The following is a 15,901-nucleotide window of genomic DNA, read 5'->3' on the forward strand; positions in this document are numbered from 1 at the left end:
TTTGCGTTCTCCGATACCGCCCGCCTGCGGCGGCTGGCCGCTGTCCGCCGCCGGCCAAAACGGTCAAGCGGCTGATCACAAAGGCTCTATCTGGCTGGTCCGGCTGGACCTTTGACCTCGGCAATACTCCGCGGTAACCCCGCCTTAACCCCGGAGGGGGTTTGGTTAAGGGGCGCTTACGCGCGCCAAGAGCCCTTGTTTTGACACGTTGGCAGAGGAAGCAGGCCGCTTATGGCTTCGGCGGGCCTCTTAAAGCGATCAGTTCAGGGTTTTCTCGCGCAGGCGCTTTCCGCCGCGACGGCATCCGGCATGGAACGGCGGCTGCATGGTCCCGGGCATCCCGGGATGATTGGTTGAGAGGATACTGCAGATGTCTGTCGATAGCGGCGGCCTGTCCCTGATCGATCTGTTCGGCAATGCCGGCTGGGTGGTTCGGATCATCATGCTCGGCCTGATCTCCTGCTCGATCTGGGTCTGGGCGATTGCGATCGACAAGATGTTCCTGTTCTCGCGGACCCGTCGCTCGATGGACCGGTTCGAGCAGGCCTTCTGGTCCGGAGAATCCATCGAGGAGCTGTACCGGGTGCTATCGGCGAAGCCGACGCAATCCATGGCGGCGTGCTTCGTGGCGGCGATGCGCGAGTGGAAGCGCTCGTTCGAGGGCCACGCGCGCTCCTTCGCCGGCCTGCAGATGCGCATCGAGAAGGTGATGAACGTGTCGATCGCGCGCGAGGTCGAGCGGCTGGAACGCCGTCTCCTGGTGCTTGCCACGGTCGGTTCCGCCGGCCCGTTCGTCGGTCTGTTCGGCACGGTCTGGGGCATCATGACCAGCTTCCAGGCGATCGCGGCCTCCAAGAACACCTCGCTGGCGGTGGTCGCGCCGGGCATCGCGGAGGCGCTGTTCGCCACTGCCATCGGCCTAATCGCGGCCATCCCGGCGACGATTTTCTACAACAAGTTCTCTTCGGAGGTGAACCGGCAGGCGCAGCGGTTGGAAGGCTTCGCAGATGAATTTTCGGCCATCTTGTCCCGTCAGATCGACGAGCGGGGATGAGGGCAGGTATAGTGGCATCCGGATCGTGAGTACCACAGCATGGGCATGAGCATGGGCAGCGCGTCCGGCGGCGGTGGTCGCCGCGGTCGGCGCAAGGCGGCCGTGATGGCGGAGATCAACGTCACGCCGATGGTCGACGTCATGCTGGTGCTGCTGATCATCTTCATGGTCGCGGCGCCGCTGCTCACCGTCAACATCCAGGTCGACCTGCCCCAGGCGCAAGGCGGCTCGGCCTCGACGGCCGACGCCAAGCCGCCGCTCGAGGTCACCGTGAAGAAGACCGGCGGCGGCTGCGCGTCGAAGGTGGACGTGTATCTCGGTGACTCGCCGATCGCGATCAACGAGCTTGGGCCGAAGATCAAGGCGATGAAGGAGGCGGGCGCCGGCGGCGGCGACAACGTCGTCAAGATCCGCGGCGACCGCGACGCCTGCTACTCCGACATGATGAAGGTGCTGGGCCTGGCGCGCGACGCCGGCTATCGCGCCAGCATCGTCGTGCTGCCGGATCAGGGCTCATGACGTCGAAGGACCTCATCCGGTTCGTGCGCACGCGCAAGGGGACGGTGCTGTCCGTCGCCCTGCACGTGCTCGTGCTGTGCTGGGGCCTGTTCAGCTTCTCCGCGCGCTCGATGGTGGCGCCGCCGGAGGACCTTGTGCCGGTCGACGTGATCTCGGAGGACAACAGCTCGAAGGCCAAGGCCGGCGCGCTGACGGGCAAGAAGGACTCCCAGAAGCTGCTGGCCGACAAGATCGGCGAGAAGAAGCCGACCGAGGACATCGTCGGCAAGGTCGACACCAAGCAGGTCACCGAGACCGACGCCGCGCCTGAGCCGCAGCCCAAGCCGGAGAAGCCGGTCGAGAAGAAGCCCGATCCGCCGAAGCCGGTCGAGAAGCAGCCGGATACGCCGAAGCCGGTGGCCGAGAAGAAGCCGGAGCCGCCGAAGCCCGCGCCGGCGGAGAAGCCGAAGCCGGAGGAGAAGAAGCCGGACCCGTTCAATCCGGACCAGATCGCCAGCGTGCTCAACAAGGACAAGGCGAAGCAGCCGCCGAAGCCGCAGGCCGCCGCCGCGCCGCCGGAGCCGCCCAAGCACAAGAGCGAGCGCAAGTTCGACGCTGAGAAGATGGCGAGCTTGATCAATCAGAAAGATCCGACGCGGCAGGCGGTCACGGGATCCGAGATCAATGCTAATGCGGCACTGGGCTCGGTGCGAGGAACGGCAGAGGCCAATGTCGCGAGCTGGCAGGCCGCGTTCCAGGAGGCGGTCACCCGCTGCTTCAATGCGCCCTATAGCGGCGTGGATGAAGATAAGATCTCGGTTGATCTCGATATCCAGCTACGGCCGGATGGATCGCTCTTTGCTGCTCCCGCCGTCGTCGGCATGACCGGACCGTCCCGTACCGTCAGCCTGGCCATGGCGGAAAATGCCAAGCGTGCGGTCGAGAACTGTGCGCCCTACGCGTTTCTGCCGAAGAACCGGTACAATGAGTGGAAGTTGATACCCGCGACATTCAACCTCAAAATGATGAATTCGATGCGAGGCCGAACTTGACGACACCTCCGACGCGCAAGACAGGATCCACCACGCGGCGCCAGGTTCTGCTGGGCGGAGGAGCCGCCATGGCAGCCTTGGGCGCGGGGCCCGCGTTCGCGCAACGTGTGATTATCGGCCCCGGCGAGTTCAAGCCGATCCCGATCGCGATTCCGCCCTTCGTGCCCGGCGGTGCCGGTGACGCCGATGTCGGCAACGGTATCGCACAGGTGATTACCAACAATTTCAAGCGCAGCGGGTTGTTCGCGCCGGTCGACCCGGCCGCGTTTCCCGAGCGCATCAGCAATTTCGAGGCCCCGCCGCAATTCGCGAGCTGGAAGCCGCTCGATCTGCGCGGGCTCGTCACCGGCCGCGCGACGCGGCAGCCGGACGGGCGGTTGAAGGCCGAGTTTCGGCTGTGGGACCCGAACTCGGGCCAGCAGCTCACCGGCCAGCAATATGTGACGGCGCCGGAATATTGGCGACGCATCGCCCACATCATCTCGGACCAGATCTACACCCAGATGACCGGCGAGAAGGGCTATTTCGACAGCCGCGTCGTGTTCGTCGACGAGAGCGGCCCGTCCGAGCGGCGCGTCAAGCGGCTCGCGCTGATGGATCAGGACGGCGCCAACGTCCGCTATCTCACCCGCGGCGCCGACCTCGTGCTGACGCCGCGGTTCTCGCCGTCGAGCCAGGAAATCACCTACATGGAGTTCGGGCAGGGCGACCCAAGGGTCTATCTGTTTAACATCGAGACCGGCCAGCGCGAGATCGTCGGCAACTTCCCCGGCATGTCGTTCTCGCCGCGGTTCTCGCCGGACGGCCAGCGCATCATCCTCAGCCTCCAGCAGGGCGGCAACTCCAACCTGTTCGTGATGGATCTGCGCTCGCGCACGACGACGCGGCTCACCGACACGCCGGCGATCGACACCTCGCCGTGCTACTCGCCGGACGGCAGCCAGATCTGCTTTGAAAGCGATCGCGGCGGCAAACCGCAGATCTACGTGATGTCCTCCAGTGGCGGCGCAGCGCAGCGCATCTCGTTCGGCGAGGGCAGCTACTCGACGCCGGTGTGGTCGCCGCGTGGCGACTTCATCGCCTTCACCAAGCAGGGCGGCGGCCAGTTCGCGATCGGCATCATGAAGACGGACGGCTCGGGCGAGCGCATCCTCACCGCCGGCTTCCACAACGAAGGGCCGACCTTCTCGCCCAACGGCCGCGTGCTGATGTTCTTCCGTGACCCCGGCGGCACCGCTGGTCCGTCGCTATATTCGATCGACGTCTCCGGCCGCTTCGAGCAGAAGGTGCCGACGCCGGGCTTCGCCTCGGATCCGGCCTGGTCGCCGCTGCTGTCGTGATGGAGCGAGCCTCTGGGCCCGCTCACGTCGTGGTGGACGCGATTTTTCCAGTCGCGCGATGCGTGTTCTATGGAAAGGCAGAACTATTAGTTGTAGTAGCCGGGTAGTGTTTGCCTAGTTCTCTGAATTTTCGAGCGAATTCGTGCACTTCGCGAACGCGGAAACGCTCCGCTAACGATGTTCCCTCAGAAAGACTTCACCTGCGAGCGGTAATGTTTGTGCACCGAACAGGACGCGTGCGCACGAATGCAGCTTGCCACTCAGAACGGAGAAGACGATCGAAAGTTGTCGCCTGCGATCCAGGCGGCTCTCGTCGACTCCCTCTTCCAGGATCCCGGCCCGATGTTCGCCGGCGCACTCTGCGCCGCCGTCGCCGCCGTCATGACCGCGATCAAGAGCGGCGACGTCAATCTGTGGCCGTGTGCCGCGATGCTGATCATCGCAGGGGCGTTCCGTTCGCTCGACATGCGCTACTATCGAAGCCTGTGCGACAACGGCCGCCTCACGCAGGAGGCGGTCGAGCGCTGGGAGGTTCGCTACCAGATCGGCGCCATGATCTATGCGCTGGTGCTCGGCGTCTGGTGCGTGGTCGCCCTGGTCGACAACAGCGACCCGGTGGTGCACCTGATCGCGATCACGGTGACGCTCTGCTACATGTCGGCGGGCGCGGGCCGGACCTACGGGCGGCCCTGGATCTTCCACGTCCAGATCCTGCTCGCCTGCGGACCGCTCGCAGTGGCCCTCGCGATCCACGGCAGCCCTTATTACCTGGGCATGGCGGCGTTCTGCGTCCTGTTCTTCGTGTCGCTGAAACACATCTCGACCAACCTGCAGCGGATCTTCGTCCAGGCCTTCGTGGCGCGCGAAAGCGAGGCCGCACTGGCCAAGCAGTTCGATACGGCCCTGAACAACATGCCGCACGGCCTGTGCATGTTCCGCTCCGACGGGCGTCTGGCCGTGATGAACCATCGCTTCGGCCAGATGATGAGCCTGCCGGATGACATCCTGCAGCGTGGCGGCAAGGCGGCCGACATCATCAACGCCTGCGTGATTGCAGGCTCGATATCCGCTTCGAGCGGCCGGCTGATCCTGGCCGAGATCGAGCACACCAAGACCCATAATGTCATTACCAGCGATCCCGACGTCGCGCGCGACCGGTCGCTGTCCTGGACCTTCCAGCCGATGGCCGACGGCGGCGCCGTGGTCCTGCTCGAGGACATCACCGAGCGCCGGCATGCCGAGGCGCGCATCTCGCATCTGGCGCGCTACGACGAGCTCACGACCTTGCCGAACCGCGTCAGCTTCCGCGACGAGATCGAACGGCTGCTCAGGATTCCGCAGCGGCACGGCGAATTGTCCGCGCTGCTGTTCGTCGATCTCGACCGCTTCAAGCAGGTCAACGACACGCTCGGCCACCCCTGCGGCGATCAACTGCTCTGCGCGGTCTCCGAGCGGCTGCGCGACATGCTGCGTCCTGAAGACTTCGTCGCGCGCTTCGGCGGCGACGAGTTCGTGGTGTTCCAGCGCAACATCCGCTCCAACGACGACGCGGCGATGCTGGCGCGCCGGATCGTCGACCAGCTCAGCGAGCGCTACAAGATCGACAATCACCTGGTCGAGATCGGCGCCAGCGTCGGCATCGCCATGACCGCGCCGGGGATCAGCGCCGACACCCTGCTGAAGAATGCCGACATGGCGCTGTATCGCGCCAAGGCGGAGGGACGCGGCACCTTCTGCTTCTTCCGCGATGAACTCGCCCAGACGGTGGAAGCACGCCGCATCCTCGAGCTCGACCTGCGCAAGGCGCTGGCGAACGAGGAGTTCGAGCTGTTCTACCAGCCGCTGGTCAACCTGAAGTCCGGCAAGATCTCGACCTGCGAGGCGCTGCTGCGCTGGAACCACCCGGTGCGCGGCACGGTCTCGCCGGTCGACATCATTCCCGTCGCCGAGGACATGGGCCTGATCGTCGATCTCGGCCGCTGGATCCTGCGCAAGGCCTGCCTGGAATGCATGAAATGGCCGGATGCGGTCAGCGTCGCCGTCAACTTCTCGCCGCAGCAGTTCCATCAGCGCGATGTGCTCAGTGAGGTCCGCTACGCGCTCGAAGTGTCCGGGCTGCCGCCGCATCGGCTCGAGATCGAGATCACCGAATCCTCGCTGTTGCGCAACACTCAGCTCACCCACGATGTGCTGTCGCAGCTGCACATGCTCGGGGTCCGTATTTCGCTCGATGATTTCGGCACCGGCTATTCGAGCCTCAGCTATCTGCACAACTTCCCGTTGGAGAAGGTCAAGATCGATCGCTCATTCCTCGAAGGCATCGACAGCGATCGGCCGCTGACCCTGTTGCGCGGTGTCGCAAGATTGTCCGCCGATCTCGGCATGTCGGTGGTGGTGGAGGGCATCGAGACCAACGAGCAGCTCGAACTGGTCAGCGCCGACGGTACGGTCACCGAGGCGCAGGGCTATCTGTTCAGCCGGCCCGTCCCCGCCATCCGCATCCGGCAGCTCCTGAATGCATCGCATGGGCGCCGTTCGAGCGACGGGGCGATCGCGGCCGCCGGCGGGACACGTTCGATCGCTTGATCGCCCGACCTCCGCCTCGATGCGGTGGTGCCGGGAAAGATCGACCAGTGCTGAACGCGGCTCTGTGCGCAGCATCCCGCCGGTCCGAGCATGGCTCGTATGTGAATGGCAATGTAACAACCCCACGTCGCATCGTTCGGAAACATTGCACGTGCATGCCAAGCGAATCCGTTTCGATCTGATACGCAAGTGATCCGAAGCAATCCGTCCAGCATAGCATCCAATCCCGTAAGTCACGGTTACGCCTCCGGGATTCTACGTGCCGTTAACTTTGTACCGGCGAAAGCTTTGCGTCGGCATTAACCCGCTGTTAAGCTCATACTGCTCGTAGGAGTTGTGTGAAAAGGGGTTGCGGATGAAGTCGGCGGCTAGAGTGAGTGCCGTTGCTGAGCAGAAGTCGGATGTGCTGGAGAACGTGGACTATCGACTGGCGCAGACTGCTGAAGACAAGGACGAGATCTATCGGCTGCGCTACCGCGCCTATCTGCGTGAAGGCGCCATCCTGCCGTCGCCCAGCGAACGCGTCAGCGACGAATATGACGATCTTCCCAACAGCTTCATCTTCGGCGTCTACGTCAATGGCGAGCTCTACAGCTCGATCCGCATCAGCGTGCTGAACTCGCAATGGCGCCGATCGCTGTCCTCGGACATGTTCGCCGACCTGCTGCATCCCGAGCTCGATCGCGGCAAGGTCATCATCGACCCGACACGGTTCGTCGCCGACCATGAGAAGGCGCGGCTGTTTCCGGCGCTTCCCTATGTGACCGTCCGGCTCGGCTACGTTGCCTGCGCCCATTTCAATGCGGATATCGGTCTCGCCAACGTGCGCCCCGAGCATCGTGCGTTCTACAAGAAGGTGTTCTTGCAGGAACCATGGGGTGAACCGCGGCTCTACTCCGGCCTCACCAAGCCGGTCGGCCTGGTGGCGGCGCATTATCCTTCGATCCGCGATCGCGTGTTCCAGCGCTTTCCGTTCATGCGATCGAGCGCGTTCGAGCGACGGATGCTGTTCGATCGTCCGGCGCCGGACGCCTTCACTGATTCGTTCAGGATTCACGCGGTCGCGAGGGCTGGCTGATCATCGGCCGATATCGGGGCCAGTTCGGCCGTCCGGCCGGTTCGCACCGTGGCAGCGATGCAAAAATCAGCGAAAAAGCGCCCTGCTGCAGGCGCTGAGCGGCTTGCCTTCACCCTGGCGCCACATTTACAACCCATTAACCATCGCGGTCGCTTTTCGGGTTTCGTTAGCATTTGACGGGGTTCGGCAAGACCCTATCAAGGTTGACGGAACGTTCGCTTAACCATCGCCCTGTAGACCGGATGGCAGTCTAAGAACGTGAGCGTGGAGGCTCCGGGAATGAAATATCAGATGCGTATCCTCCAGGGATTGAAGTTGGCCGCCGTGCTGGCCGTGGCGCTGTCGATGGGCGCCTGCGCCAACAAGAATCTCACCGGGGCCGACGGGGCGATGGCCAGCGCTGCGACTCCAGGCAGCCAGCAGGACTTCGTCGTGAATGTCGGCGATCGCGTCTTCTTCGAGAGCGATCAGACCGATCTCACGCCGCAGGCGATCGCGACCTTGGAGAAGCAGGCGCAGTGGCTGCAGAGCTATCCGCGCTACTCCTTCACGATCGAGGGCCACGCCGACGAGCGCGGCACCCGCGAATACAACATCGCGCTGGGCGCGCGGCGCGCGCAGTCGGTCCGCAACTTCCTGGCGTCGCGCGGCATCGACCAGGGCCGCATGCGCACGATCTCCTACGGAAAGGAGCGGCCGGTGGCGGTCTGTAACGACATCTCGTGCTGGTCGCAGAACCGCCGTGCGGTGACGGTCCTGAACGCCAGTTCATAAAGCTGAACGAATCCGTTGCTGATGAAGCCGGCGTCGCCCATCGACGCCGGCTTCGTCGTTTGTTGTCGGCGGGTCTCGGCCGGACTTGGTTTTTTCTTCGCTTGAACGTCATTTGTATCCGTCGCATTTCTGCTTTACAGCCACGCTCACAGGCCTGTTTTCAACGTCTCGCCGATCTGGTCGTCAGGGCAGCATGTCGTTCATGTTTCTTCCACGGAGCGCCGCCGCGATCCTCGCCGCGCTCGTCATTTTCTCGTGCCAGGCATTTTCGTCGCGGGCGCTCGCCCAGACCGATGATGATGATCCCGAGATCCGGATTCAGCGGCTCGAAAATCAGCTCCGGCAACTGACCGGTCAGAACGAGGAGCTGCAATATCGCAATCGCCAGCTCGAGGAGCGGCTGCGACAACTGCAGGGCGCAGCACCTGGGGGCGCCGCCGCGGCGCAGCCGAGCGCGGCCGCGCCGGCGCAGGCCAATCCCGCCTACGGCCAGGCTGCTCAGCCGGCCAACGGCCAGCAGCAATATGGCCAGCAGCCGTACGGCCAGCCGCAACAGGCCTATCCCCAGCAGCAGCCGGGCTACGCGCAGCCGCAGGCCGGCGCGCCGGTGCAAATCGTCCAGGAGCCAGCGGCCCCTGGCCGGGGCCGCCGCGGCGATGCGTTCGATCCGAGCCAGAATCCGACGGCTCCCGGCGCCCCGCAAGCGCTCGGCGGCGGCCAGTTGCCGATCCAGCCGGGTGGCGGCCAGCCCGCCGGCCGTCCCGCCGGCGATCCCACGACTCTCGCCAACACGGGCGGTCGCTATCCCCAGGGTGCTCCGCCGGCCGCCGCTCCCGGCGCTGGCGGACTGGAGACCGCGCCGCCGCGGCAGACGCCGCGCGACGAATACGACCTCGGCATCGGCTACATGCAGCGCCGCGACTACGCGCTGGCCGAGCAGACGATGCGCAACTTCACCCAGAAATATCCGAACGATCCGATGGTCGGCGACGCGCAATACTGGCTCGGCGAGAGCTTCTACCAGCGTCAGCAATATCGCGATGCCGCCGAGGTCTTCCTCGCCGTGACGACGAAATATGAGAAGTCGGGCAAGGCGGCGGATGCGCTGCTCCGGCTCGGCCAGTCGCTGGCCGCGCTGAAGGAGAAGGAGGCCGCCTGCGCCGCGTTCGGAGAAGTGACGCGTAAATATCCGCGCGCCTCGGCGGGCGTGAAGGCGACCGTCGATCGCGAGCAGAAGCGGGTGAAGTGCTGAACGTCCCCGGGCGAGGGTAGCCTCTCGCCTATAATCGGCGAGGCGGGTAGGCTGCGGCGCCATGTCCAAGGCCCGTTCCGAAGCCGATCCTGCGATCTCCGCAGCCGAAGCCGAGCGCCTGTTCGCCCCGCTTTCGGGGGCGCCCGCGCTGGTGCTCGCCGTGTCGGGCGGTCCGGATTCGATGGCTCTGATGTGGCTCGCGGCGCAGTGGCGCGCGGGGCTCGCGCAGGGGCCGCGCCTTGTGGCCGTGACGGTCGACCATGCGCTGCGGCGCGAGTCCGCCCGTGAAGCCCGCATGGTGAAGGAGACCGCGCGCCGGCTGGCAATTCCACATCGGACCCTGCGCTGGAACGATGAGAAGCCGGACACTGGGATTCCCGAAGCGGCGCGCCTGGCAAGATACCGCCTGCTGGCACGCGCGGCGCGGCAGGCGGGCGCCGGACACGTCGTCACCGCCCACACCCGTGACGACCAGGCCGAGACCGTGCTGATGCGGCTCTTGCGTGGCAGCGGCATCGCGGGGCTCGCGGCGATGGCACCGCTCAGCGAGCGTGAAGGGTTGTTGCTGGCGCGGCCTCTGCTCGACGTTGCCAAGGCCAGGCTGGTGGCGACGCTGCGCTCGGCCGGCATCCCCTTCGCAGATGACCCGACCAATCAAGATCCCGCCTTCACCCGGCCGCGGCTGCGCGCCCTGATGCCGGCTCTGGCCGCCGAGGGCGGCGATGCCCGGACGCTGGCGACGCTGGCCGACCGGCTCGGACGGGCCAATGCCGCGATCGAATTGATGGTGGATGGCGCCGAACGCTATCTTGCACTGCGCGCGGCCGGGAGCAGGCCGGTGGGCGCGATTCACGGCGAGACCTTCGAGGCGCGCGCCTTTGTCGCACTTCCAGCCGAAATCAGGCTGCGGCTGCTGATGCGCGCGATCAACCGCGTTGGAACCGAAGGTCCCGTGGAACTCGGCAAGGCAGAGTCGCTGCTGGCGCGGCTGGACCGGACTCTTGCGGAGATCGCAGATGGTGGTACGTCTGCTCCGGGCAGGCTAAAACAGACCCTGGCTGGTGCACTGGTAAGCATGACGAGAGAGACGATCCGCATCACGCCCGCGCCGCCGCGGCGGTCGCGCGGGATTTGAAGCGGTTCACCGCCTTCGCGGACGCTTAACCACCTGCCTTGGCGGCGCTTTCCCGCGCCATTTTTTGAGCGGGAATCGGGCTAGGATGCGATAAATAGTCCTTTCTAGTTCCCTTGGCATTGCCGCGAGTGGTACCTAGATTACGAGATGGTCGACCGGGGGATTCCCTCGTGGCTACCCAGGGATGAGTCCGAGGACGAACGGCCGCGATCCGCGCGACCACGAAGGAAAATCGATGAACGCCAATCTGCGCAATTTCGCCCTTTGGGTCATTATTGTCCTGTTGCTGTTGGCGCTGTTCACACTCTTCCAGAACCCCGGGCAACGCGCGTCGTCGACCGACATCAACTTCTCGCAGCTGTTGACCGAGGTCGATCAGGGCAATGTGCGCGACGTCGTGATCCAGGGGCCGGAGATTCACGGCACCTTCAAGAACGGCTCGTCGTTCCAGACCTACGCGCCGAGCGATCCGAACCTCGTGAAGCGCCTGTACGACGCCAAGGTCAACATCCAGGCCAAGCCGCCCGGCGACAACGTGCCGTGGTTCGTGTCGCTGCTGGTGTCGTGGCTGCCCTTCATCGCGCTGATCGGCGTCTGGATCTTCCTCTCCCGGCAAATGCAGGGCGGCGCCGGCAAGGCGATGGGCTTCGGCAAGTCGCGCGCCAAGATGCTGACCGAGGCGCATGGCCGGGTGACGTTCGAGGACGTCGCCGGCGTCGACGAGGCCAAGCAGGACCTGCAGGAGATCGTCGAATTCCTGCGCGATCCCGGCAAATTCCAGCGGCTCGGCGGCCGCATCCCGCGCGGCGTGCTGCTGGTCGGCCCTCCCGGCACCGGCAAGACGCTGATCGCGCGTGCGGTGGCCGGCGAAGCCAACGTGCCGTTCTTCACCATTTCGGGGTCTGACTTCGTCGAGATGTTCGTCGGCGTCGGCGCCAGCCGCGTCCGCGACATGTTCGAGCAGGCCAAGAAGAACGCGCCCTGCATCATCTTCATCGACGAGATCGACGCCGTCGGTCGTCATCGCGGCGCCGGTCTCGGCGGCGGCAATGACGAGCGCGAGCAGACCCTCAACCAGCTGCTGGTCGAGATGGACGGCTTCGAGGCCAATGAGGGCGTGATCCTGATCGCGGCCACCAACCGGCCCGACGTGCTCGATCCGGCGCTGATGCGTCCCGGTCGCTTCGACCGCCAGGTCGTGGTCTCGAACCCCGACATCATCGGCCGCGAGCAGATCCTCAAGGTTCATGTCCGCAAGGTGCCGCTGGCGCCGGACGTCAACCTCAAGACCATCGCCCGCGGCACCCCCGGCTTCTCCGGTGCCGACCTGATGAACCTCGTCAACGAGGCTGCTCTGACCGCCGCTCGCCGCAACAAGCGGATGGTAACGCAGTCCGAGTTCGAGGAGGCCAAGGACAAGGTGCTGATGGGCGCCGAGCGCCGCTCGATGGTCATGACCGAGGAAGAGAAGATGCTGACCGCCTATCACGAGGCGGGACATGCGATCGTCGGCCTCAACGTCCCGAGCCACGACCCGATCCACAAGGCGACCATCATTCCGCGCGGCCGCGCGCTCGGCATGGTGCAGTCGCTGCCCGAGGCCGACCGCCACTCGCATACCCGTGAGTGGTGCGTCTCGAAGCTTGCGATGATGTTCGGCGGCCGCGAGGCCGAGGTGCAGAAGTTCGGTCCGGAGAAGGTGACCAACGGCGCCACCGGCGACATCCAGCAGGCCACCAACCTCGCTCGTGCGATGGTGATGGAATGGGGCATGTCCGACAAGCTCGGCCGCGTCCGCTACCAGAGCAACGAGCAGGAGGTCTTCCTGGGCCATTCGGTGGCGCGCTCGACCAACATCTCCGACGATACCGCCCGCCTGATCGACTCCGAAATTCGCGGCCTGATCGAGGCCGGCGAGCAGGAGGCGCGCCGCATCATCACCGAGAAGCGCGACGACTGGGAAGCGATCGCCCAGGCGCTGCTCGAATACGAGACGCTGACCGGCGAGGAGATCAACGACCTCCTGAAGGGCAAGAAGCCGAACCGCGAATCGGCGATCGAGCCGTCGACGCCACGGGCGTCGGCCGTGCCGCCGGCCGGCAAGCCGCGGCCGCGGCCCGATCCGGGCCTGGAGCCGCAGCCTCAGGCGTGAGCCAGGGTTGATATGCAACGGACATCCGGCGGTCAGCCCGTCTGATCCGGAAGATTAAGAGAAACGACAGGCCCGGCTTGCAGCCGGGCTTTTCGTTTGTTCGGAGTCGGGCCGGCGGCAGTTCGATTCGCGCGCGGTGGGCGCGCGTTCTGTTTGTCACGTCTTTCGTTGATGGGGTGCTGCGCCGCGGACCGTATCCAGCGGCGCCGCGCGCATCACGGCTTGTCGAACCAGGCCTTCCACTGCGGGACGGCGGTCGCGAACGTGCCGCGATGGCTGGTCGGTCCCGTCGACACCGCCTCGACCTTGCTGTTACCGGCCCCGATCGCCTGCTGGTAGGTCATCGCCAGGCGGCCGAGACCGGTCGAGATCGCCTCGTCGGTCTCACCGTAATAGTTGCGCACCGGCGTCTTGATGATCCAGCGATAGGCCTGCGTCTGCGCGACCAGGCGGCCGTAGGCCGACGCCGCGAAATACTCCGCATCGAAATAGTTGGGCTTGAGCAGCTTGTGCAGATCGGTCGGGACGTCGGCGACGTTGAAGGGCTCGCGCTCATAGGCCTTGCGCGCCACATCGTAGTAGCTGTCGCTGATCACCGAGCGCGCCAGCCCCGGCACCGCATAGTAGTTCTCGAACGCGAACGCCGACAGGATGAACAGCGAATTGACCCAGGCGGCGTCGTTCTTGCGCGGGAAGCTGAGGAAGCCGTTGAGCGCCACGGACACGTCGACAGGGGCGCTCGCGGTCGCCGCCGCCGTCACCGGCACGCCGGCGCTTTCGAGCTTCTCGAGAAAGGCCATGGTCACGAAGCCGCCTTGCGACCAGCCGGCGATGTCGAGCCTGGCGCTCGTCAGCTTCATCTGGTCGAGCACGGCGCGGCTCGCCCGCAGCATGTCGTAGGTGGCCTGCTGATGGCTGGCCTTCACCATGTAGCCTTCTGGCTCGGTCGAGATGCCCATCCCGAAATAGTCGGCGCCGATCAGCAGATAGCCTTGCCCCGCGAACTGCGCGATCATCAGCTGGGTCTCGGGCGACTGCTCCGGAAACGACGGCACCTCCTGCTTCCCGTACACCGTGCCGTGCTGATAGGACACCATCGGCAGGCTGGTCTCGCCGGTCTCGGGCACCGCGAGCAGGCCGCTCGCCGTGATCGGCTTGTTGCCGCGCTCGGGGATGACGGACGCATAGGTGACGCGATAGAGCCGGACGGCGTTGCGGGCCGGGGTGTAGGTCACCGAAACGCCCGCGAATTTCGACGTGTCGACGGTGAGGATGGTGTTCAGCCGGGCGACGTCCCAGCGGGCCAGATATTCATAGCTGACATCGGAGGAGACATGGATAGGACCCTTGTCCTGGGCGCGGCTGGTTACCGGCCAGATCATGCAAACGAGCAGGGCGATGAGAGCGCGATGAACGAACATGGGATCTCCCCGGCCTGCCGCCGCTGGTTGCATTCGAGCCCCTGCGATACAGATCGCGAGTAAACAATCGGTGCGGCGCCGGCGGTCGCGCGCCGTTGCCCGCGCTTAAGCCTTCTTCAAGCGTCCGCGCCTATGTCTCGATCGGGAATGCATCCATGCAGCGCGGGGCGAGGTCCAGATGGCCGACAATCCTGATGCCGCCGCGATCCCATCGCAGCGTCGTGACGTTCCGCTCGGCCTGTTCGCGGCCTGCTTTGCTCTCGCCTGCATCAACGCCTCGTTCTTCCCGGCCGGACTGTGGTCGGGCACCTGGATCTGGGACCAGGCCGGGCTCGGCATTCCCACGGACTTCGTCAATGTCTGGGCGGCCGGCAAGCTCGCGCTGCAGGGACATCCGGCCCTGGCCTGGGACTGGGACGTGCAGCGCCAGGTCGAGCTCGCTCTGCTGCGGCAGGATTTTCCGGGCTACTTCGCCTGGCACTACCCGCCGCCATTCCTGTTCGTCGCGGCGTTCCTGGCGCAGTTTCCCTACACGCTCGCCTTTGTCGGCTGGGTCTATGCCAGCTTCGTTCCCTATGCGCTCGTGATGCGCGCGATCGTCGGCCGCGGCTTCGGCTTGCTGCTCGCAGCCGGCTTTCCGGCCCTGTTCTCGAACGCGCTGGTCGGGCAGAACGGATGCCTCACCGCCGCGCTCGTCGGCGGCACACTCTATCTGCTGCCGGTGCGGCCGGTGCTGGCGGGGATCTGTCTCGGCCTGCTGACCTACAAGCCGCAATATGGCCTGCTCTTCCCGATCGTGCTGATCGCCACCCAGCGCTGGACAGCCTTCATCTCTGCGAGCGTCACCGCCATCGTGCTGGCGCTGCTGTCATGGCTCGCCTTCGGGTTGGAGAGTTGGCAGGCCTTCTTGCATTGGCTGCCGATGTTCTCGCAGGCGTTCCTGACCGAGGGCAAGGCGACCTGGTGGAAGCTGCAGAGCCTGTTTTCGCTGGTACGCTATTTCGGCGGCTCGGAAGCGCTCGGCTGGACCTTCCAATGGGTGCTGACCGCGGCCGTTGCGATCGTGCTGGTGATGCTGTGGCGCAGCCCCGTGCGCTATGCTCTGAAGGCGGCCGCGCTGGCCGTCGGACTGCTGCTGACGACGCCTTATCTGTTCATGTACGACATGATGGTTCAGGCCATCGCCGTGGCGTGGCTGGTGCGGATCGGCCTCGCCGAGGGCTTTCGCCGCTACGAGCTGCCCGCGCTCGGCAGCATCGCGGCGCTTCAGATCACGTTCATGCTGTCCGGGATTCCGCTCGGGCTCGCCGCCAATCTGATCATGGCCGGCTTGGTACTGGCGCGCGCCGGCTCGTGGTGGCGTCGGCAGCCGGCGCCCGCCGGCATGGCGCTCGCGCACGCCTGACGTATCGATCACGCGGCACAGGGTCATGATTTCTCTTGTCTTATCGCGTGAACAAGTGTTCAGTTCTTCCCAGCCATTTGTGAGGTCGATCCTCCAAAAACACTGAACCAGCGTTCGCCGGGTGCCCTGGACGAGCGCGTCCGGGACGAGAAAC

12 protein-coding genes are annotated in these 15,901 nt (G+C 65.3%); 11 read left to right on the plus strand and 1 reads right to left on the minus strand.

The window, feature by feature from the left end; all coding sequences use genetic code 11:
* The first annotated feature begins 370 nt into the window (after window positions 1-370).
* From tolQ to ftsH, 10 genes are all read left to right on the plus strand, one after another.
* A complete protein-coding gene (tolQ, locus tag QX073_RS28940) occupies window positions 371-1,054 on the plus strand; it encodes a protein TolQ (protein ID WP_315717584.1) in 684 nt (227 codons plus the stop codon).
* A 39-nt stretch (window positions 1,055-1,093) separates the two neighbouring features.
* On the plus strand, window positions 1,094-1,573 hold the full coding sequence (locus tag QX073_RS28945) for a biopolymer transporter ExbD (protein ID WP_315717583.1): 480 nt from the start codon (window positions 1,094-1,096) through the stop codon (window positions 1,571-1,573).
* The gene (locus QX073_RS28950) at window positions 1,570-2,604 is read left to right on the plus strand and encodes a protein TolA (protein WP_316226760.1); all 1,035 of its coding nucleotides are present in this window, start codon (window positions 1,570-1,572) and stop codon (window positions 2,602-2,604) included. The genes QX073_RS28945 and QX073_RS28950 overlap by 4 nt, the downstream gene beginning before the upstream one ends.
* A gap of 68 nt (window positions 2,605-2,672) precedes the next feature.
* Entirely contained in the window at window positions 2,673-3,944 is a 1,272-nt protein-coding gene (tolB, locus tag QX073_RS28955) for a Tol-Pal system beta propeller repeat protein TolB (RefSeq protein WP_315717581.1), read from the plus strand.
* 246 nt (window positions 3,945-4,190) lie between these two features.
* Window positions 4,191-6,530: a putative bifunctional diguanylate cyclase/phosphodiesterase gene (locus tag QX073_RS28960; protein WP_315826695.1), complete on the plus strand. Its 2,340-nt coding sequence runs from the start codon at window positions 4,191-4,193 to the stop codon at window positions 6,528-6,530.
* 355 nt (window positions 6,531-6,885) lie between these two features.
* Window positions 6,886-7,608 carry an N-acyl amino acid synthase FeeM domain-containing protein gene (locus QX073_RS28965; protein WP_316226761.1) on the plus strand — a complete coding sequence of 241 codons (723 nt, stop codon included), beginning with the start codon at window positions 6,886-6,888 and terminating at the stop codon, window positions 7,606-7,608.
* 279 nt (window positions 7,609-7,887) lie between these two features.
* Window positions 7,888-8,382 (plus strand): peptidoglycan-associated lipoprotein Pal, encoded by a 495-nt coding sequence (pal, locus tag QX073_RS28970; RefSeq protein WP_172133860.1) that lies wholly within the window; start codon window positions 7,888-7,890, stop codon window positions 8,380-8,382.
* A gap of 202 nt (window positions 8,383-8,584) precedes the next feature.
* Window positions 8,585-9,634: a tol-pal system protein YbgF gene (gene ybgF, locus QX073_RS28975; RefSeq protein ID WP_316226762.1), complete on the plus strand. Its 1,050-nt coding sequence runs from the start codon at window positions 8,585-8,587 to the stop codon at window positions 9,632-9,634.
* Window positions 9,635-9,695: 61 nt separating this feature from the next.
* On the plus strand, window positions 9,696-10,769 hold the full coding sequence (tilS, locus tag QX073_RS28980; RefSeq protein ID WP_316226763.1) for a tRNA lysidine(34) synthetase TilS: 1,074 nt from the start codon (window positions 9,696-9,698) through the stop codon (window positions 10,767-10,769).
* 235 nt (window positions 10,770-11,004) lie between these two features.
* On the plus strand, window positions 11,005-12,921 hold the full coding sequence (gene ftsH / locus QX073_RS28985) for an ATP-dependent zinc metalloprotease FtsH (protein WP_315717576.1): 1,917 nt from the start codon (window positions 11,005-11,007) through the stop codon (window positions 12,919-12,921).
* A 215-nt stretch (window positions 12,922-13,136) separates the two neighbouring features.
* Here ftsH and QX073_RS28990 read toward each other — a convergent pair whose 3' ends face one another.
* A complete protein-coding gene (locus QX073_RS28990; RefSeq protein WP_316226764.1) occupies window positions 13,137-14,342 on the minus strand; it encodes an alpha/beta hydrolase family protein in 1,206 nt (401 codons plus the stop codon).
* Between the two features lie 178 nt (window positions 14,343-14,520).
* On the opposite strand from QX073_RS28990, the gene QX073_RS28995 reads away from it, so the two are divergent.
* Window positions 14,521-15,747, plus strand: a complete 1,227-nt coding sequence (locus QX073_RS28995) for a glycosyltransferase family 87 protein (RefSeq protein WP_316226765.1) — start codon at window positions 14,521-14,523, stop codon at window positions 15,745-15,747.
* Window positions 15,748-15,901: the final 154 nt, after the last annotated feature.

This window comes from Bradyrhizobium sp. SZCCHNS3052 (genome assembly GCF_032484495.1).
GTDB lineage: Bacteria > Pseudomonadota > Alphaproteobacteria > Rhizobiales > Xanthobacteraceae > Bradyrhizobium.

Coding starts and splice junctions, on each gene's coding strand:
- tolQ (WP_315717584.1), top strand. CDS start 371: ATGTCTGTCGATAGCGGCGGCCTGTCCCTGATCGATCTGTTCGGCAAT.
- QX073_RS28945 (WP_315717583.1), top strand. CDS start 1,094: ATGGGCATGAGCATGGGCAGCGCGTCCGGCGGCGGTGGTCGCCGCGGT.
- QX073_RS28950 (WP_316226760.1), top strand. CDS start 1,570: ATGACGTCGAAGGACCTCATCCGGTTCGTGCGCACGCGCAAGGGGACG.
- tolB (WP_315717581.1), top strand. CDS start 2,673: ATGGCAGCCTTGGGCGCGGGGCCCGCGTTCGCGCAACGTGTGATTATC.
- QX073_RS28960 (WP_315826695.1), top strand. CDS start 4,191: ATGCAGCTTGCCACTCAGAACGGAGAAGACGATCGAAAGTTGTCGCCT.
- QX073_RS28965 (WP_316226761.1), top strand. CDS start 6,886: ATGAAGTCGGCGGCTAGAGTGAGTGCCGTTGCTGAGCAGAAGTCGGAT.
- pal (WP_172133860.1), top strand. CDS start 7,888: ATGAAATATCAGATGCGTATCCTCCAGGGATTGAAGTTGGCCGCCGTG.
- ybgF (WP_316226762.1), top strand. CDS start 8,585: ATGTTTCTTCCACGGAGCGCCGCCGCGATCCTCGCCGCGCTCGTCATT.
- tilS (WP_316226763.1), top strand. CDS start 9,696: ATGTCCAAGGCCCGTTCCGAAGCCGATCCTGCGATCTCCGCAGCCGAA.
- ftsH (WP_315717576.1), top strand. CDS start 11,005: ATGAACGCCAATCTGCGCAATTTCGCCCTTTGGGTCATTATTGTCCTG.
- QX073_RS28990 (WP_316226764.1), bottom strand. CDS start 14,342: ATGTTCGTTCATCGCGCTCTCATCGCCCTGCTCGTTTGCATGATCTGG.
- QX073_RS28995 (WP_316226765.1), top strand. CDS start 14,521: ATGGCCGACAATCCTGATGCCGCCGCGATCCCATCGCAGCGTCGTGAC.